This is a genomic window from Agrobacterium sp. SUL3 (assembly GCF_001263295.1).
Lineage (GTDB): Bacteria > Pseudomonadota > Alphaproteobacteria > Rhizobiales > Rhizobiaceae > Agrobacterium > Agrobacterium tomkonis.
Genome location: NZ_KQ414500.1, coordinates 1 through 18223, shown reverse-complemented (window position 1 = coordinate 18223; position 18223 = coordinate 1). Strand labels below are relative to the sequence as shown.

General features: G+C 58.0%; 14 protein-coding genes and 1 pseudogene. 6 read left to right on the top strand and 9 right to left on the bottom strand.

The genetic code is table 11. The annotated features are described in order from the left end of the window. Positions 1 to 21 precede the first annotated feature (21 nt). The gene (locus tag AKG12_RS07375; protein WP_052818387.1) at positions 22 to 1872 is read right to left on the bottom strand and encodes a L,D-transpeptidase family protein; all 1851 of its coding nucleotides are present in this window, start codon (positions 1870 to 1872) and stop codon (positions 22 to 24) included. A gap of 500 nt (positions 1873 to 2372) precedes the next feature. Between AKG12_RS07375 and fumC the strand changes: the two genes are divergently transcribed. Continuing rightward, positions 2373 to 3764 carry a class II fumarate hydratase gene (gene fumC / locus AKG12_RS07370; protein ID WP_052818386.1) on the top strand — a complete coding sequence of 464 codons (1392 nt, stop codon included), beginning with the start codon at positions 2373 to 2375 and terminating at the stop codon, positions 3762 to 3764. 264 nt (positions 3765 to 4028) lie between these two features. Here the strand turns inward: fumC and pyrG are convergent, their stop codons facing one another. From pyrG to AKG12_RS07350, 4 genes are all read right to left on the bottom strand, one after another. Continuing rightward, positions 4029 to 5657 (bottom strand): CTP synthase, encoded by a 1629-nt coding sequence (gene pyrG / locus AKG12_RS07365; RefSeq protein WP_046800060.1) that lies wholly within the window; start codon positions 5655 to 5657, stop codon positions 4029 to 4031. 159 nt (positions 5658 to 5816) lie between these two features. After that, on the bottom strand, positions 5817 to 6269 hold the full coding sequence (gene secG / locus AKG12_RS07360) for a preprotein translocase subunit SecG (RefSeq protein ID WP_046800107.1): 453 nt from the start codon (positions 6267 to 6269) through the stop codon (positions 5817 to 5819). A 115-nt stretch (positions 6270 to 6384) separates the two neighbouring features. After that, positions 6385 to 7155 carry a triose-phosphate isomerase gene (gene tpiA, locus AKG12_RS07355; RefSeq protein ID WP_052818385.1) on the bottom strand — a complete coding sequence of 257 codons (771 nt, stop codon included), beginning with the start codon at positions 7153 to 7155 and terminating at the stop codon, positions 6385 to 6387. Positions 7156 to 7370: 215 nt separating this feature from the next. Then, complete coding sequence (locus AKG12_RS07350; protein WP_052818384.1) at positions 7371 to 8252, bottom strand: alpha/beta fold hydrolase; 882 nt, start codon at positions 8250 to 8252, stop codon at positions 7371 to 7373. A gap of 208 nt (positions 8253 to 8460) precedes the next feature. Here AKG12_RS07350 and parE point away from each other — a divergent pair, with 208 nt between their 5' ends. Beyond that, entirely contained in the window at positions 8461 to 10581 is a 2121-nt protein-coding gene (gene parE / locus AKG12_RS07345) for a DNA topoisomerase IV subunit B (RefSeq protein WP_052818383.1), read from the top strand. 285 nt (positions 10582 to 10866) lie between these two features. Here parE and AKG12_RS30185 read toward each other — a convergent pair. After that, positions 10867 to 11055, bottom strand: a pseudogene (locus AKG12_RS30185) (transposase); the annotation flags it as partial. Between the two features lie 207 nt (positions 11056 to 11262). On the opposite strand from AKG12_RS30185, the gene AKG12_RS07340 reads away from it, so the two are divergent. From AKG12_RS07340 to AKG12_RS07330, 3 genes are read left to right on the top strand one after another with little or no spacing between them, the layout of a single operon-like run. After that, positions 11263 to 12075 carry a metallophosphoesterase gene (locus AKG12_RS07340; RefSeq protein ID WP_052818382.1) on the top strand — a complete coding sequence of 271 codons (813 nt, stop codon included), beginning with the start codon at positions 11263 to 11265 and terminating at the stop codon, positions 12073 to 12075. Further along, positions 12068 to 12652 carry a papain-like cysteine protease family protein gene (locus tag AKG12_RS07335; RefSeq protein ID WP_052818381.1) on the top strand — a complete coding sequence of 195 codons (585 nt, stop codon included), beginning with the start codon at positions 12068 to 12070 and terminating at the stop codon, positions 12650 to 12652. Before AKG12_RS07340 ends, AKG12_RS07335 begins: the two co-directional genes overlap by 8 nt. A 30-nt stretch (positions 12653 to 12682) precedes the next feature. Further along, positions 12683 to 13231 carry a hypothetical protein gene (locus AKG12_RS07330; RefSeq protein ID WP_052818380.1) on the top strand — a complete coding sequence of 183 codons (549 nt, stop codon included), beginning with the start codon at positions 12683 to 12685 and terminating at the stop codon, positions 13229 to 13231. A 234-nt stretch (positions 13232 to 13465) separates the two neighbouring features. On the opposite strand, the gene AKG12_RS07325 is transcribed toward AKG12_RS07330, so the two are convergent. Further along, the gene (locus AKG12_RS07325; RefSeq protein ID WP_020012619.1) at positions 13466 to 13921 is read right to left on the bottom strand and encodes a very short patch repair endonuclease; all 456 of its coding nucleotides are present in this window, start codon (positions 13919 to 13921) and stop codon (positions 13466 to 13468) included. 66 nt (positions 13922 to 13987) lie between these two features. Here AKG12_RS07325 and AKG12_RS07320 point away from each other — a divergent pair, with 66 nt between their 5' ends. Further along, positions 13988 to 15517 carry a DNA cytosine methyltransferase gene (locus AKG12_RS07320; RefSeq protein WP_052818379.1) on the top strand — a complete coding sequence of 510 codons (1530 nt, stop codon included), beginning with the start codon at positions 13988 to 13990 and terminating at the stop codon, positions 15515 to 15517. A 262-nt stretch (positions 15518 to 15779) separates the two neighbouring features. Here AKG12_RS07320 and istB read toward each other — a convergent pair whose 3' ends face one another. Further along, positions 15780 to 16592 carry an IS21-like element helper ATPase IstB gene (gene istB, locus AKG12_RS07315; protein WP_052818378.1) on the bottom strand — a complete coding sequence of 271 codons (813 nt, stop codon included), beginning with the start codon at positions 16590 to 16592 and terminating at the stop codon, positions 15780 to 15782. Continuing rightward, positions 16582 to 18111, bottom strand: a complete 1530-nt coding sequence (gene istA / locus AKG12_RS07310) for an IS21 family transposase (RefSeq protein WP_136883657.1) — start codon at positions 18109 to 18111, stop codon at positions 16582 to 16584. The genes istB and istA overlap by 11 nt, the downstream gene beginning before the upstream one ends. Positions 18112 to 18223 lie beyond the last annotated feature (112 nt).

Genomic DNA, 18223 nt, shown 5'->3' with positions numbered 1-18223 from the left:
TTTTTCTCTCAATGCGATTTATCAGATCGATGCGGCCCGCGCCTTCGTCGTCACGGCAAAAGCCTTCTGCACATAGCTGTCACGATCATAGACGTCGTCGAAGAACTGCACCTTGCCGTCCTTGTCCGGCCAGGCGGTGAAATAGGCGACATAGACCGGGATTTTCACCGGCACCTGCACGGCGCGGTTCTTGCCCGAAGCAATCTGCTCACCCACCTTGTCGACGCTGGTGCCGAGAACCGCGGCAGCCATGCGGCGTGGATCGACCAGACGGATACAGCCATGGCTCAGCGCCCGCATGTCGCGGTTGAAGAAGCTTTTGGCCGGCGTGTCATGCATGTAGATGGCATGCGCATTGGGGAACAGGATTTTCAGATCGCCCAGCGCATTGTCGCTGCTCGGCGGCTGGCGCACGGAGACGGCGTTGGTCGAGCCGTACCAGTTGACGCTGGTGGAGGAGACCGCACGGCCGCCCACCTGCACTTCGTAACCCAGCCTGTCGAGATAGGACGGGTCGCGGCGCAGCTTCGGCAGCATCTCGTTGACGATGATAGACTGCGGCACGCCCCAATAGGGGTTGAACTCGACGGTCTGGATTTCGTCCTGGAAGAAATAGGTCTGGTTTGCCTTGGAGCCGACGACCACCTTCATGCCGAACTGTTCCGCGCCATCATTGTGGTAATAGGCCATGAAAGCGGGCTGGTTGATGAGGACGTAACGCTGGCCGAGATCGGCCGGCAGCCAGCGGATCTGCTCCATGGCCACCTGCACTTTTGCGATCTTCGCCTCGTTGCTTTCGCCGACCATGGCGCGCACGGTCGCGCGACCGATGACGCCATCCGGCTTGAGGCCGTTTTCGCTCTGGAAAGCCTTCACCAGATCGACGAGGTCAGGCGTATAATCCTGCGTCTGCTGGTAGCCCGAAATGATCGCCGCATGTTCGGCCTTGAAGGCGGGCGAAGCGCGATGTTCGATTGCCTTGACCACATTGGCCATGTCGGCGCTGCTATTGCCGGGCTTCAGCACCAGATCGGCGGGAACGCGGACGGTGTGAGCCGCATCGCCCTCACCGCGCAGGCGGGCAAGGTCCGCCTTCAGCGCCTGATATTCGGCACTCGACGGTTCGCGGCTGCGCAGATAGGCGGCAACATCTGGGCTGAGGCCCGCAAGCTTCAGCACTGGCGCAAGGTTTACCGTCTTGCGCTTGAAATCATGGTAACCGGAGAGCCGGTTCGGATCGACGCGGCCACGGGTCGTGTCCTGCACATAGGCCAGAACCTTGGCAGACAGTGCGAGTTCAAACCGCATCTGCGCCCGCTGATAGGCGTCAGAGGTGGATGCCGATGCCGTTTCCACCGGCGTGCCGGTCGCAGTCGTGCCCGAACCATTGCCGCTGATGCTGGCGGTCACATCCTTTGCCGGTGCGGAAATACTGTAATCGGCCGGATCGAGACCGCTTTCGCCAACCGTCTCGAAGAAGGCGATGACGGCGTTGGCACGCTCGGTCAATTCACCGCCGGAAACCCACAGCGTCTTGCCGCCGGCGCCATAATAGGCTTCCAGCGCCTTGGCGATTTCAGGCGTGGCGCTGAACTTCAGGTTGGCGAGATCATCACTGAAATTGGCCGTGTTCACAGCGCGGGCGGTATCCGCCTTGTAGTCATAATAACGTGGGCCGGAAACCCGCGGCAGGGGCTCGGGATCGGAAGCATCGGCGCTCGGCCCTGAAACCGACGGCGAGGTGACGATACCGGCCGGCGGCAATTCACCGCGATCGCGCGCAACCTTGCCCGGGCCGCCGCGCAGAAGGTCCATCAGCGTTACCGCACCGGCGCTGCCGGGAAGAGCGACGGAAAGACCGAGAACCAGCATCAGCGCTGCCGATGTTTTTCCAGATGTGACTTGCAATTTGATCCTCGTAGCACCCAGCACCGCCAGGAAAACGGCGGGCATCAGTTTCATGCCTGTCTAGCCGATCAACGGCCCGTTGAAAAGAAACGCCCAAAGTTCACAACCGTGCCGAAATGAACCTTATGATACAGCCAAAGCCGTAAAAACGTAATTTCCAGAATTGGCGAGAATGGTTAAATTTCTATTTATTTCATTCACTTTGCCGTGGCTCCCAGCACCGCCCGCATGCCACCGAAAGCCCGGTTTTCCGGTCATTTCGAGACGTAGTAAAAATGACACGCCGGTCCGTTTTTCACCCCGGCCCTGCCCTGGCGTTGAAATCGCTTTAACGCGGCGGGAAATATCTGCCTCTGCCGCATTGCAACGCTTTCATTGCCGACGCGATGATTCTATATATCGGCCGCGCAAGACGGGCGAAGGCGCCGTTTTGGCGGAGGAACACGAGTAAAAAGGCAAGATTGATGACAGCCACACGGACGGAAACCGATACATTTGGACCCATTGAAGTTCAGGCCGATCGCTACTGGGGCGCGCAGGCGCAGCGCTCGCTCGGCAACTTCAAGATCGGCTGGGAAAAACAGCCCGCCTCTGTCGTTCGTGCGCTGGGCATCGTCAAGCAGGCTGCCGCCCGCGCCAACATGGCGTTGGCCGGTCTTGACCCCAAGGTCGGCGACGCCATCATCGCCGCCGCGCAGGAAGTCATCGACGGCAAGCTGACCGAGCATTTCCCGCTCGTCGTCTGGCAGACCGGCTCCGGCACCCAGTCCAACATGAATGCCAATGAGGTGATTTCCAACCGCGCGATCGAGATGCTCGGCGGCGAAATGGGCACCAAGAAGCCGGTTCACCCCAATGACCACGTCAATATGAGCCAGTCCTCGAACGACACCTACCCGACGGCGATGCACATCGCCTGCGTGGAAGAGATCGTTCATCACCTGCTGCCGGCCCTCAAGCACCTGCACAAGGCGCTGGAAGCCAAGGTCAAGCAGTTCGAAAAGATCATCAAGATCGGCCGCACCCATACGCAGGATGCCACGCCGCTGACACTCGGCCAGGAATTCTCCGGCTACGCCGCGCAGGTCGCCTCGGCCATCGCCAATATCGAACTCACCCTGCCCGCGCTCTCCAAGCTCGCCCAGGGCGGCACGGCTGTTGGCACGGGCCTCAACGCCCCCATCGGTTTCGCCGAAAAGGTTGCTGACGAGATTTCCAAGATCACCGGCCTGCCGTTCGTGACCGCGCCGAACAAGTTCGAGGCGCTCGCCTCGCACGATTCCATGGTCTTCTCGCATGGTGCGATTAATGCGGCGGCGGCTGCGCTCTTCAAGATCGCCAACGACATCCGCTTCCTCGGCTCCGGCCCGCGCGCCGGCCTCGGCGAATTGTCGCTGCCGGAAAATGAACCCGGCTCGTCGATCATGCCGGGCAAGGTCAACCCCACCCAGTCGGAAGCGCTGACACAGGTTTGCGCCCACATCTTCGGCAACAATGCAGCGCTCTCGTTTGCCGGCTCGCAGGGCCACTTCGAACTCAACGTCTATAACCCGATGATGGCCTACAACTTCCTGCAGTCGGTCCAGCTTCTGGGCGACGCGGCCGTCTCCTTCACCGACAATTGCGTCGTCGGCATCGAGGCCCGCGAAGACAACATCAAAAAGGGCGTCGAAAACTCGCTGATGCTGGTGACAGCGCTCAACAGCAAGCTCGGCTACGACATCTGCGCCAAGATCGCCAAGACTGCGCACAAGAACGGCACGACGCTGCGCGAAGAAGCCGTCGGCGGCGGATACCTCACCAACGAGGAATTCGACCAGTATGTGCGCCCGGAAAACATGATCGGGCCGAAATAAGCCTGTCGGTTTTTTTGCTGAGATCGGAACGGGCCTTCGGGCCCGTTTTTTGTTTGACCCTAAATAACCGCGAGACGCAGGTATCGGCGCTACAACAAACCTCACCTCAAACGCGGCGTCATCCTCGGTCTTGTACCGAAGATCTGCCTACGTATCGCCAATCGCAACGTAGCAGATGCTCGGGACAGGCCCGAGCATGACGACGGAGAGCGCATCAATAAAAAAGGGCCGCTGTCGCGGCCCTCTTCATAATCATTCAAACCGTCAAACCAGCCGGCTCTGCTCCACTGCGGCTTCCACGAAGCTCGCAAACAGCGGATGCGGGTCGAGCGGGCGGCTCTTCAGTTCCGGGTGGTACTGAACGCCGATGAACCACGGGTGATCAGGATATTCCACCGTTTCCGGCAGGACACCGTCCGGAGACATGCCCGAGAAGACGAGACCGCATTCTTCCAGCCGGTCCTTGTAGTCCACATTCACCTCGTAGCGGTGACGGTGGCGCTCGGAAATATCCGTGGTGCCGTAGATTTCGGCGATCTTGGTGTCTTTCTTCAGCGCCGCCTTGTAGGCGCCAAGACGCATCGTGCCGCCGAGATCGCCCTTGGAGGAGCGCTTCTCCAGCTCGTTGCCCTTGACCCATTCGGTCATCAGGCCGACGACCGGCTCGGGGGTTGGGCCGAATTCGGTGGAGGAGGCACTTTCGATGCCGGCGAGATGACGGGCCGCTTCCACGACCGCCATCTGCATGCCGAAGCAGATGCCGAAATAGGGCACGTTGCGCTCACGCGCAAACTGCGCCGCCATGATCTTGCCTTCGGAACCACGCTCGCCGAAGCCGCCCGGCACCAGAATGCCGTTGACCTTCTCGAGATAGGGTGTGGGATCTTCCTTTTCGAAGACCTCGGACTCGATCCATTCCAGCTTGACCTTGACGCGGTTGGCGAAACCGCCGTGATGCAGCGCTTCGATCAGCGACTTATACGCATCCTTGAGACCGGTATATTTGCCGACGATCGCAATCGTCACTTCGCCTTCCGGCGTGCGGATGCGGTTGCAAACCTCTTCCCACTGCTCCAGGCGCGGCTTCGGCGCCGGTTCGATGCCGAAAGCGGCCAGCACTTCCGAATCGAGGCCTTCCTTGTGGTAGGCAATCGGAACGTCATAGATATTCGCCACATCCAGCGCCTGGATGACGGCGGAAGGACGCACGTTGCAGAACAGTGAAAGCTTGCGACGTTCCGCTTCCGGGATTTCCCGGTCGGCGCGCACCAGAAGGATGTCGGGGTGAATACCGAGCGCCTGCAGTTCCTTCACGGAATGCTGGGTCGGCTTGGTCTTCAGCTCGCCAGCTGCCGGAATATAGGGCATCAGCGTCAGGTGAAGATAGATCGCCGTGCCGCGCGGCAGGTCGTTGCCGAGCTGGCGGATCGCTTCCATGAATGGCATCGCCTCGATGTCACCCACCGTGCCGCCGATCTCGCAGATGACGAAGTCGTAATCGTCATTGCCTTCGATCACGAAATCCTTGATCTCGTTGGTGACATGCGGAATGACCTGAACGGTTGCGCCGAGATAATCGCCGCGCCGTTCCTTGTCGATGATGTTCTTGTAGATGCGACCGGTGGTGATGTTATCGGTCTTGGTGGCCGAACGCCCCGTGAAGCGCTCGTAATGGCCAAGGTCGAGGTCCGTCTCGGCACCGTCGTCAGTCACGAACACTTCTCCGTGCTGTGTCGGGCTCATGGTGCCGGGATCGACGTTCAGATAGGGGTCGAGTTTACGAAGCCGCACCCGATAACCACGGGATTGCAACAAAGCTCCGAGTGCTGCCGCGGCGATGCCCTTGCCTAGAGAGGAGACCACGCCGCCTGTGATGAATACATATCGCGCCATGGGATTCACCGGATACCTTTTTACCTCTGATTCCGCCAGCCCAAATTTCATGCTGTTACAAATTCGCTGTTGACGAATGTGTAATTCAACTGGCCGGAATACGAACAAAAGAAAACCGGCAGGCTTTTGGCCTGCCGGAGCGTTAAATCAGAACCGGGCTTATTGACCGGTCGGAACTGCGTTCGGATCGGCGGGCTGCGCCGGTGCCGGAGCGGCCGTGCCGGAAGCGGCAGGAGCCGTCTGTGCGGGTGCGGCTGCACCACTATTGGTCGGAACGCCATTTCCAGCCGGAGCCGGCGTTGCGGGCGTCGCTGCCGGGCCGAGCGTGTCGAGAATGCCGTTACCCTGGCCTTGCGTGGCCGGAATACGGTTCAGAATATCGGTTGGACGCGATTCGTAACGGGTCATAAGACCAAGGCCGAGCGACGTCAGGAAGAACAGCGCGGCGAGGATCCCCGTTGTGCGGGTCAACGCATTGGCCGTTCCGCGCGCGGACATGAAGCCCGAACCGCCGCCGATACCGAGGCCGCCGCCTTCGGAACGCTGGATCAGGACCACGCCGACAAGCGCCAGCACGATCATGAGGTGAATAACAATCAAAACGGTCTGCATGACAATCCATTCCATGCCCCGCGCGGAGCACTACAAAGAAGGTTTCGCGGCTCTTTACATGAGGCGAAGGTTTATTCCAAGCCCCTTTCCAACCCCTGTGACAGGAAAGCTTGTCTCAGGCCGTCAGTTGCTCATATGCCGCATAGATGGAAAGGAAGTCCGAGGCTTTCAAGCTGGCACCGCCGATCAGCGCACCATCGACGTTCTCGACGCCCATCAGTTCCAGCGCATTGGCGGGCTTCACCGAACCGCCATAGAGAATGCGCATGGTCTTGCCGGCTTCACCGAAGCGTTTGACCAGCTCGTCGCGCATGAAGGCATGGGCCTCGCGCACGTCCTGCGTGGTGGGGGTGAGACCGGTACCAATCGCCCAGACAGGCTCATAGGCGATGACGGTATTTTCAGCCGTCGCTTCATCCGGCAGGGAGCCGGCCAGCTGGCGCTTGAGAATATCGAGCGTCTGGCCGGCTTTGCGCTCATCCGCGGTCTCGCCTATGCAGACGATGGCGATAAGATCGGCCTGATGGGCGGCCACGGCCTTGGCGCGCACCAGATGATCCGTCTCGGCGTGATCGGTGCGGCGCTCGGAATGGCCGACGATGACATGGGTGCCAAAGCAGTCAGCAATCATTTCGGCGGAAATATCGCCGGTATGTGCGCCGGATGCATTCTGGTGGCAATCCTGTCCGCCGATCATCAGCGGGCTGTCATCGCACAGCGCCGTTGCGACATAAAGCAGTGTTGAGGGCGGGCAGATCAGCGCATCCACCTTCTCGGACAGCGCGCCCTTGACGCCCTCTGCCATGGCCTTGATCTGATCGAGCGAGGCACGCGTGCCGTTCATCTTCCAGTTTCCGGCAACAAGCGGTCGAACATTCGGCGTCATGCGTATCCCATTCCCTTTGTCTCGAGGCTGCCGCCCTTGGCAGCACCCCTTCCCTCGGCCGTCTCACGGCCCATAATCGCGACAGAAACACTGCCGGAAATCCCGGGATATTCCTTTAAACGGCCCCGGCAATAAATGGTACAAAAAAGCGGCCCGAAGGTTCAAAACGGCAGCCAATTTCTGAAATTTGCCGCCGCTAACCCAAAACAGAGGCCTTAGCGGCTTAAAATCCAGTTCAAAACCGCCCGCCAGTCGGTCATGCGCACCGGCGTTCCGTGGCTGCCGGTCTCGAACCGCGTAAACCGCGCCGGCTCCCCGGCCTTCAGCAATGCACGGAAAATCGTCGCCTGCTGATCCGCCGAATAGACCTTGTCAGCGCTGCCATGGGTGAACCAGACCGGTTTCTTCGCCCTGGCAAAGGCGCTTTTCGGAAAATCGGGATCGACCGCGCCGCCGAGGATCGCCATGCCCTTGAGATTGGCGACGGCAACCTTGTCGCGGCTGATGCCATAACAGATGAAACTGCCCATCGAGGCGCAGGTGAGCACGACAGGTTTCCCACCCGACTTTTTGGCCGCGTCGGCAATCAGCGCCGCGACATCGGCAACGCCATTTTCATCGAAGGAGCGCACGCTCGGCACATAATAGGTTCCGCCATTGGCAACTGCGAGATTCTTCAGCCGGTTGAAATTGCCGCCGAACGTATAGTCGTTCATGCCGAGCCGCCGGTCGCCGCCGCGTCCGTGAATGAAGATGACAGTGAAGGCCTGCCCGCTTGCCGGCCCGACGCGGCCGACCTCAAGCGCCCTGCCCTCAACAGAAACACTTTCCAGCGCCTGCGCCTTCTTTGGCGCCATATCCATATATTGCCGCTTAACCCGCCGCTCCGGCACCTCATCGCGGCCGTTGATGTCGCGCATCTCCTGATAATCGATGACTTCGGACGCACCGCCATCGGCGGTGGAAAGCACCGTCTGGCTGGAAAACAGCTCGTCCTTGAAGGGTCGCAACGGCCCATCGGCAGCGGAAGCAGCGCCCGGCATCGCCGCAACAGTCAGGCAGAAAAGAGTACAAAACGTGAAATGAGCTGTGGACATGACTTGGTTAACCGTTCATTCGTGGCTGCGAGACTTGCCATCACAAAGGCGGCGGCGCAATCCTCCTGTTGCGAAACCCTGACATGGGTCTTGGCGTATGGCGCGCCGCGTTCGGCCACATGGCTTACACGTTTGGCGCTATAATCGCCCCATATACAAAATGATTCGCCTGGCGAAATTCTGACGACACTATTTTTGAACCTTGGACATGATGGACGACAGCAACGATCTCTTCTCCGGTCTTCCGGCGGCACAAAACAGCGAAACGGCAACGAACGAGGACGCGGGCAAACCCGTGAAGGCCCCGGCGACCGCAGCCGCAAATGTGAACGTGCAGCCGAAACCCGCAGCCGTTGCGGCCGTCGCATCTTCCGCACCGCCGGCACCCGTGTCTCCTGCCGGTGACGACTACGGCGCCTCGTCGATCCGCGTGCTCGAAGGGCTGGAGCCGGTGCGCATGCGTCCCGGCATGTATATTGGCGGCACCGATGAAAAGGCGCTGCATCACCTGTTTGCCGAAGTCATCGACAATTCGATGGACGAGGCTGTCGCCGGCCATGCCAATTTCATCGAGGTTCATCTCGATGCCGAAGGTTTTCTGACGGTCACCGACAATGGCCGCGGCATTCCGGTGGAGAACCACCCGCAGGTTCCCGGAAAATCCACGCTCGAAGTCATCATGACCAAGCTGCATGCCGGCGGCAAGTTCGACGGCAAGGCCTATGAGACGTCAGGCGGCCTGCACGGCGTCGGCGTATCCGTGGTCAATGCGCTTTCCGATCTTCTCGAAGTGGAAGTGGCGCGTAACCGCAAGCTTTATCGCCAGCGCTTTTCGCGCGGCGCGCCGATTGGCGGGCTTGAGGAATTGGGCGATGTGCACAACCGCCGCGGCACGCGCGTGCGTTTCCATCCCGATCCGCAGATCTTCGGTGATCACGCAAAATTCGAACCGGCCCGCATCTTCCGCATGGCCCGCTCCAAGGCCTATCTCTTCGGCGGCGTTGAAATCCGCTGGAGCTGCGATCCCGGCATGGTGCCGGCCGGTGGTGAAATCCCTGAAAAAGCCGTGTTCCATTTTCCGGGCGGTCTCAAGGATTACCTCGCTGCTACCCTCGGCAAGGAATTCACCGTCACCCGCGAGATTTTCTCCGGCCGCACCGAAAAGACCGGCGGCCATGGTGCGCTGGAATGGGCGGTGACCTGGTATGGCGGCGACACCCAGATCCATTCCTATTGCAACACCATTCCGACACCCGAAGGCGGCACGCATGAGGCCGGTTTCCGCATTGCCCTCACCAAGGGCCTGAAGAACTATGCCGAGCTGACGCAAAACAAGCGCGCCAAGGAAATCACCACCGATGACGTGATGATTTCGGCAGCCGGCATGCTCTCGGTCTTCATCCGCGAACCGGAATTCGTCGGCCAGACCAAGGACAAGCTGGCAACCGTCGAAGCCCAGCGCATTGTCGAAAATGCGTTGCGCGATCCCTTCGACCATTATCTCGCCGGCAATCCCGGCGAAGCGGACAAGCTGCTCGACTGGGTGATCGAGCGCGCAGAGGAACGCCTGCGCCGCCGCAAGGAAAAGGAAGTCAACCGCAAGACCGCCGTGCGCAAGCTGCGCCTGCCCGGCAAGCTGGCGGATTGTTCCCAGAACACGGCCGAAAATGCGGAACTTTTCATCGTCGAGGGTGACTCGGCGGGTGGCTCGGCCAAGCAGGCGCGCAACCGCGCCAATCAGGCCATCCTGCCGCTGCGCGGCAAGATTTTGAACGTCGGCAGCGCCAGCCGCGAAAAACTCTCCGCCAACCAGCAGATCGCCGATCTCATTCAGGCGCTCGGCTGCGGTACCCGCACCAAATATCGCGAAGAGGATTTGCGGTATGAGCGCGTCATTGTCATGACCGATGCCGATGTCGACGGCGCTCATATCGCCTCGCTGCTCATCACCTTCTTCTATCAGGAAATGCCGGAACTCATTCGCGGCAACCACCTCTATCTGGCTGTGCCGCCCCTCTACAAGATCGCGCAGGGGGCGAAATCCGCCTATGCCCGCGACGATGCCCACCGCGCCGAGCTGATGGAGACCATGTTCAAGGGAAAGAAGGTCGAAATCAGCCGCTTCAAAGGCCTTGGCGAAATGATGGCGCAGCAGCTGAAGGAAACCACCATGGATCCCGAAAAGCGCACCCTGCTGCGCGTCGAGATCGACGACGTGGATTTCGAAGGCACCCGCGAGGCCGTAGACAATCTGATGGGCACCAAGGCGGATGCCCGCTTCCGTTTCATTCAGGAACGGGCGGCGTTTGCGGATAATCTGGATATCTGATTGAGAAACCCAAGCTGATCCTGGCCAAATACGGCTGAAACTGGCCATTCTTGAAGCCAAAACTAGCCAACTGCATAAAACACAATCCCAGGTACATTCTAGTACTTGGGATTTATTGAAAGACGAACCGAGATCTTCTACTGCGAGCGATGGCAAGTATTCGACTAGGGGAAGCCGGCGAGGTCCACCGCGCAACTACAAGCGAAAGAGTAATGTACCGATGCGACGTCCGAGGCTACTTATTCGTCTCTCGCGGGATGCACCAGTAATACGCCCCCTCGCTGATCAAAACCCATTGGCCCATTCTCTGCGTCCGATGGACATGATGCGCCATGGCTGGCTTTCTAGCTTTCGCCAAGCATCGCAGCAATGATCGACAATGTCGTCGTAGGATTTAAAGACTCGGTTCAAGAGCCAGTTGTCGCGCATAAAGTGCCAGAGGTTTTCGACCGGGTTCAACTCGGGCGATTTCGGCCAGATGCTGGGTCATCCAGACCATCGAAGTCTGTAGGTCGTCCTCGTTCTAGCCGGACATTGCTAAGACTTCCAGAAGCCGCAGATGAAAATGCTTCCATGGAGATTCATCTCCCATTAACCCTGCAACTCCCCGGCACCACCCCGTAAAGTTTTCGCCAACTATCGGCATGCGATGTCTCTGGCTCAAACAGGGACATCTTCAACATGACCAGCGTTCACACCTTCGCAATCGGAGACGTCCACGGACGTACAGACCTACTTCGTGCACTGCTGGACGGCATATCTAGGCAGGCGGCGTGTCTTGGAATCGTCTATCGGATCGTGTTCCTCGGCGACATAGTCGACCGCGGCCCGCACAGCCGGCAGGCGATGCATCTGGTTGCGGAAACACTGAAGCAGCTTCCAGCTTCGCGGCTCATTCTAGGCAACCACGATTCCTTCATCCTCCGCATCCTCGACGAGACCGATCTCCCCCGGAAGCAGGCTCTTCTCCTGCACTGGATCGCCAGGATGGGAGGCGCAGCCACCCTCGCCTCCTACGGTTTCGATTCCTCCGATGATGCCGCACTCGACCGAATCCTCGACGTTGTTGATGTCGACCACGTGGCGATCCTCCGTGCAGCCGAGCGGTACGTTGAACTTGACCACCACATTCTCGTCCACGCCGGCGTCGAGCCGGGTGTGCCATTTGCTCGACAGGATCCGTACAAGCTCATGTGGATCCGGGAACCCTTCCTGAGCTTCACCGGATCGTCCCGAAAGACCGTTGTCCATGGACACACGCCGACATCGTCGTTGATGGTGGCGCGTTGTCACGGTCGGATAGCGATCGACACGGGTGCACACAACAAAGGCATACTCTCTGCCCTTCACATTCACCATCGTGGCAGCGAGAGGATTCTTCAGGCAGTCGCGCCCGTACGGGGCGTGGTCACGGTGATCGATGACGGCTTTCTGGATCTGGGCGGCGTGCAGGTAGCTGGCCACCTGCACGGTGGGTTCGCGAAAAATGCGTGAGGGATTCAGGTTCGTCAGCTCCGTGTTCGATTGGATCAGCAGCCTCTATCGACTTCCAGAGCGCGTCAGATATCCAAACCAATTGCACCTGACCTTCCAAATGCAAACGCAGAAATGGAGCAACTGGTGCTGGGCGGCAACGGCTTCGAGCATTTCGCAATACTACGACTGCGAGGACTATGTTTCTCAGGACGAGATCGTCGGACGAGCACTTGGCCTTCCGCCGCCATGGGTGCCCGAAGAGTCGTGGAACCGAGAGGATACGATGCTGACGGGGCTTCGGATCGTGGGTTGCGACAATTCGACTTATCCTGGATCTGCCGAACTTCGACAGGCCATGCAGCAATTGGACAGGAGAAATCCCGTTTGCGTTCAGATCAAATGGCCATCGGAGGGAGGACATGCAGTTGTGATCCACGGCTGCTGGCTCGACGAGAATGGAGAAGATCACTACCTGATAGGAGACCCGTGTTTTGATCATTCGTTCCCGGTACCTGGGAGCGAGCTTCGAAACGATTACCTCGAGTACGGGGGTCGCTGGGTTCAGACCTACCATGTTCGTGCGCCGGAAAAATGATATACGGGACTTGAGGCATGGAGAGATAGAATGACAATCGCGATGCTTCGAGCACCGAGTTCCGTCGGCGAGAAATTCAATCGGGCAATGGGTTTCCTGGCCGCCATGCCTGGGCGAAGCCGTGCGAACACCGAGTACCGCCACATCGGTCCATTCCCCAAGAGGGTGCTTGGAGCAGTACCGCGCTCAGAAGCCGACCTCGCCTCCCCCTATACTATGGGATGGCAGTACCTTGTCCGGGATGACGATGGTTTCGGTGTTCTGGACATCAGCAGTCGTGAAAATGGATCCTACAGTTCGTTTCGACGTGGCAGCTTCGCGCTTGCCTACAACGATGCACTCGAAGCCGCGGAAACCGAAGCCTCAAGCAGCCAGGACATATACGAACTTGAGATCGTGGAAATCCCCGCCGCCTTCACGCTCATGATCATCATGAAATCGAAGGAGGTAAAGCTTTTTCCTGCGTTCTTCCAGGGGAGGCGTCTGCTTCCTGAGGCTAGAACGTTCGACGAACTTCGAGGGCTTGCGGTCGAGGGACATCATCCCGACGGCTCGCAGCAGTCACCTTCACCTTTTTGATGTCCGGGCTTCGGTGATTTCTTCTCAGCGTAGGTATTCTAGTGAAAGGATGGCGAGACCGAACGCGCCGCGTGATCGACCACCTGCATATGCTCGTACAGAGGAAGTTTGCATCAAATCTCGCATGAATTCGTTGCGGAAAAGTGGTAGTCGTCTCGGACAGTTCGTGTCGGGTGATTGCTTCCAAGCCGGCACCGGTTGCTAGGCTCAGCGAAATGACCGATCCCGGATCGACTAGACCTCACCCTCCCCGATTTCTATCTCTTTTGAAGCGGTCGGAAGCCATTCCGTCAACTGCCTAGCTGCCGCTTCAATTAAGTTCTGCTTTCGCAACGCACATTCCCAAACCGTCGCTACCCGCCAGCCTATATCGAGCAACGCGCGCTTGACGTCGTCGTCGCGGGCAACGTTGGCGGCAAACTTGGCTTGCCAAAACTCCGGTCGGGTAGACGGCGTTGTCGCATAACGGCAGCGAAAGTGGCGGTGCCAGAAACAGCCATGTACGAATACTACCGCCTTGTATTTTGGAAGGGCGATGTCAGGCGCGCCGATGATTTTCGTGCTATGTAAGCGGAAACGCAGCCCTTGTGCATGGAGCGCACGGCGAAGCACAAGCTCGGGTTTCGTGTTCTTTCCCCTGATTCCCGCCATCATTCGCGATCGTGTCGTAGGGTCGACAATATCAGTCATTTGTATCCTGGCAATTGCAGCTACACATAGTATACACCGACAAAACATATCGATCAGGAGTCGTTCTTGCCTACCACTTTCGGTATCATTGATCTCTTTGCTGGGCCGGGTGGATTAGGTGAAGGGTTCTCATCTCTGTCGGTTGACCAGCATAATCCATTTAGTATCGGCATCTCCGTAGAAAAGGAAATGTCCGCGCATAATACCTTGCGGCTGCGCGCCTTCTTGAGAGCATTTCGCGCCGAGCATGGGAAACTCCCGGCCGAGTTCGTCAACTTTCATGCGGGCGCGGTGGGAGAGCCGGATTGGGCCCTCGTTGGCAACGGCGCCTGGGATCACGCATCACGGGAAGCCAGACAGCTCGAACTTGGAACGACCGCCGCGTCCGAAGCGATAGATGAGGCGATCGCAGGACTTCAAAAGTTTGATGACACCATTCTGATCGGTGGGCCGCCTTGTCAGGCATATTCGCTGGTTGGACGAGCGCGAGCGAACGGCAAACGCGACTATGTACCGGAGCAAGACGAGCGTCATTATCTGTTTCGGGAGTACATAAGGGTCCTGGAACGTCTGAGACCATCGGCATTCGTGATGGAAAACGTGAAGGGCATGCTGTCGTCCACCGTAGAGAGTCGACACGTTTTCGAAATGCTTATGGAAGACCTGTCCTCGTTGGGTACAAGGCACGGCCATATCTACGAGCTCTTCGCCGTAAGGGTGGAGAACGGTCAAGCAACTCTTCGTCAAGCGAGGAAGCCGTCCGACTTTGTAGTGAAGGCCGAGGAGTTCGGCGTACCGCAGCGACGGCATAGAGTGATCATCATTGGTATCCGAGCCGACCTGGCTTCGCGCGCGTCAGCCACAAGCATTCCAGTCAGCGAAAGGCGCAGGACGGTCGAGGACGCCATTGGCAACCTAGGACGCCTTCGCAGCGGGATAAGCGAGTCCAACGACAGCTTCGCGAGATGGAGCGACTACTTGTTCGACTCCGCCAAGATCTTGGCCTCAAGCTCTGGCGTTGGCCTGGAACAGCGCCTTCGTAGCCTGATGAGCGAATTCCAGAACGCGTCACCATTGCCTCGCTCTTCCGCCACTCTTCCAAGCGGCTACGGCAAGTCCAACGACGAATTGCTGCGATGGCTTGAGTGTCCGGAACTGCTTTCCGTTGCCCAGCATGGCACGCGCGGGCACATGGCATCAGATCTTGGTCGATATCTTTTTGCAGCGGTATTCGGAAAGGTTCATAATTACAGCCCGAAAGCCTCTGAATTCCCCGAGGTGCTTCGGCCAAATCACCGCAATTGGGATAGCGGAATATTTGCCGACCGTTTCCGCGTTCAGCTCTCCAACGAAGCATCGACGACTGTCACAAGCCACATTTCGAAAGACGGCCACTATTTCATCCATCCCGATCCAACTCAGTGCCGCAGTCTGACTGTCCGGGAAGCAGCTCGCCTTCAGACCTTTCCGGACGACTACTTATTCATGGGAAATCGCACACAGCAATACGTTCAAGTCGGGAATGCCGTGCCGCCCTACCTTGCTCGACAAATCGCACATCTTGTTTACACATCGCTTACTTGCACGAACTCGTAATATTAACCTAAGTGTATATTGCCGTCCTCCACTTTTCGCGCGATGGTGGTGGTTCAAGGACTCGTTGGGATTCGTGAATGCAGCAAGGATTCGTGGCTAGAAGGGCAGACGCTACACCGCAGGCTGCAGTGTTGATTTTCACTGAGAAGTGACCCGGTATTTCCACCGAGATTTGACCCGCCTTTCAGATATGTTTCGGGTCTTGNGTGTTGATTTTCACTGAGAAGTGACCCGGTATTTCCACCGAGATTTGACCCGCCTTTCAGATATGTTTCGGGTCTTGTGATTTGGTCAAGTCGCTGTTTTTCTCCTTTGTATTTTTCGGTTCGTGGGCGGAGCTGTTTTTGAAGCGGAAGCTGTCGTTTCCGGTTTCGAGAATGTGGCAATGATGAGTGAGCCGGTCGAGCAACGCGGTCGTCATCTTGGCGTCGCCGAAGACGCTGGCCCATTCACTGAAGCTGAGGTTTGTGGTTATAACGACACTGGTGCGCTCGTAGAGTTTGCTGAGAAGATGGAAGAGCAACGCGCCACCTGATGCACTGAACGGCAGGTAGCCAAGCTCATCGAGGATCACCAGATCGGAATGGACAAGTCGATTGGCGATCTGCCCTGAGCGACCTTGCGTTTTCTCCTGTTCAAGCGCGTTAACCAGCTCGACGGTCGAGAAGAACCGGACGCGTTTGTGGTGATGCTCGATTGCCTGGATGCCGAGAGCGGTGGCAATATGGGTTTTGCCTGTGCCTGGGCCGCCGACCAGCACGATGTTGTTGGCTTCATCGAGAAAGTCGCAGCGATGGAGCTGTCGCACGAGTGCTTCATTGATCTCGCTGCTGGAGAAATCGAAGCCGTTCAGGTCACGATAAGCTGGAAAGCGAGCCGTCTTGAGCTGATAAGCGGTTGAACGAACTTCACGTTCTGCTGTCTCGGCTTTGAGAAGTTGTGACAGGATTGGAATGGAAGCTTCAAAGGCAGGCGATCCCTGTTCGGTGAGTTCACCGATTGCCTGAGCCATGCCGTGCATCTTCAGTTGTCGCAGCATGATGACGATTGCGCCGCTGGCAGGATTATGACGCATGGCGCACCTCCGTTGTCTTTCTCAGGGAATCGTAGCGTTCGACATTGGCCTTTGGCTCGTTGGCAAGTGTGAGAGCTTGGGGCGTATCTATCGTCGGTGGTGTAGAAGATTTACCATCGACCAAGCGATGTAGCAGGTTCAGAACATGGGTCTTGGTCGGAACCCCGGACTTCAAGGCCATATCGACGGCCGAGAGCACAGCCTGCTCGTCATGCTGGAGGACGAGCGCCAGAATGTCGACCATCTCGCGATCTCCGCCCGGCTTTTTGAGCAGGTGCTGCTGCAGTATTCTGAAAGCTTCCGGAAGCTCGATAAACGGCGCACCATTGCGAAGAGCACCTGGTTTGCGTTGAACGACGGCGAGATAGTGCCGCCAGTCGTAAATCGTCTGCCCAGGACCATCATGCGAACGGCTGATGATGCGACGGTGCTCGCATATGATCAGACCTTCTGCTGCAACAGCGATACGATCTGGGTAAACCCGGACGCTGACAGGCCGATTGGCAAAGGATGCCGGAACGCTGTAGCGATTACGATCAAAGTGCACGAGGCAGGTCGGGGAAACCCGCTTGGTATGTTCGACAAATCCATCGAAGACACGTGCTGTTGGCATGAGAGCCTGCGCTTCCTCGGCCCATAGCTCAGCGATGGTCCCACGCATCTTTCCATGCGGGGTCTGTTGCCAAAACTCCTTGCATCGAAGCTCCAGCCAGTCGTTCAGGGCTTCCAGCGATGGAAAGCGTGGTGTTGGTTGGAAGAACCGATGGCGTGAATCCTGGACATTCTTCTCGACCTGGCCTTTCTCCCAGCCAGACGCTGGATTGCAGAATTCTGGCTCATAGAGGTAGTGGCTGGCCATTGCCATGAAGCGGACATTGACGTCGCGCTCTTTGCCGCGACCTATTTTGTCGATTGCCGTGCGCATGTTGTCATAAATGCCACGTCGAGGAACGCCGCCAAAGACACGGAATGCGTGGTTATGGGCATCAAACAGCATCTCGTGTGTTTGGAGAAGATATGCCCGAACGATGAACGCGCGGCTGTAGCTCAGCTTCGTATGGGCCACCTGCAGTTTGGTACGTTCATTGCCGATGATTGCCCAGTCTTCCGACCAGTCGAACTGAAAGGCTTCACCCGGATCGAAAGCCAGCGGAACGTATGTCCCACGTCCCGAGGTCTGCAGTTCTCGCTGAAGATCGGCCTTCCATTTCCGAGCAAATGCAGCAACACGACCATACGACCCATCGTAGCCGAGGCTCATCAGGTCGGCATGCAACTGCTTCATCGTCCGCTTCTGCTTGCGGTTCTTCTTCGCTTCCGTCCTCAGCCAAGCCGTTAATCGATCAGCAAAAGGGTCAAGCTTACTCGGTCGCTCTGGAACTTTGAACTTCGGTTCCACACTCCCCAGACGCAGGTATTTGCGGACGGTATTCCGAGACAGACCGGTCCTGCGACCAATCTCCCGGATCGATAAATGCTCTCGAAAATGCCAGCGTCGGATCACGCTCAATAACGCCATGTTGATCACTCCATAGCCCTCGCTGAAAACACGCAGGGCAAAGTTCAAACATGGGTCAATTTTCGATGGAAATATCCTGTGCTACCGGGTCACTTCTCAGTGGCAATCAACA

Excerpts from the sequence above, each read along its gene's own strand:
- AKG12_RS07375 (WP_052818387.1), bottom strand. The coding sequence starts at position 1,872 with ATGCTGGTTCTCGGTCTTTCCGTCGCTCTTCCCGGCAGCGCCGGTGCG.
- fumC (WP_052818386.1), top strand. The coding sequence starts at position 2,373 with ATGACAGCCACACGGACGGAAACCGATACATTTGGACCCATTGAAGTT.
- pyrG (WP_046800060.1), bottom strand. The coding sequence starts at position 5,657 with ATGGCGCGATATGTATTCATCACAGGCGGCGTGGTCTCCTCTCTAGGC.
- secG (WP_046800107.1), bottom strand. The coding sequence starts at position 6,269 with ATGCAGACCGTTTTGATTGTTATTCACCTCATGATCGTGCTGGCGCTT.
- tpiA (WP_052818385.1), bottom strand. The coding sequence starts at position 7,155 with ATGACGCCGAATGTTCGACCGCTTGTTGCCGGAAACTGGAAGATGAAC.
- AKG12_RS07350 (WP_052818384.1), bottom strand. The coding sequence starts at position 8,252 with ATGTCCACAGCTCATTTCACGTTTTGTACTCTTTTCTGCCTGACTGTT.
- parE (WP_052818383.1), top strand. The coding sequence starts at position 8,461 with ATGATGGACGACAGCAACGATCTCTTCTCCGGTCTTCCGGCGGCACAA.
- AKG12_RS07340 (WP_052818382.1), top strand. The coding sequence starts at position 11,263 with ATGACCAGCGTTCACACCTTCGCAATCGGAGACGTCCACGGACGTACA.
- AKG12_RS07335 (WP_052818381.1), top strand. The coding sequence starts at position 12,068 with ATGCGTGAGGGATTCAGGTTCGTCAGCTCCGTGTTCGATTGGATCAGC.
- AKG12_RS07330 (WP_052818380.1), top strand. The coding sequence starts at position 12,683 with ATGACAATCGCGATGCTTCGAGCACCGAGTTCCGTCGGCGAGAAATTC.
- AKG12_RS07325 (WP_020012619.1), bottom strand. The coding sequence starts at position 13,921 with ATGACTGATATTGTCGACCCTACGACACGATCGCGAATGATGGCGGGA.
- istB (WP_052818378.1), bottom strand. The coding sequence starts at position 16,592 with ATGCGTCATAATCCTGCCAGCGGCGCAATCGTCATCATGCTGCGACAA.
- istA (WP_136883657.1), bottom strand. The coding sequence starts at position 18,111 with ATGGCGTTATTGAGCGTGATCCGACGCTGGCATTTTCGAGAGCATTTA.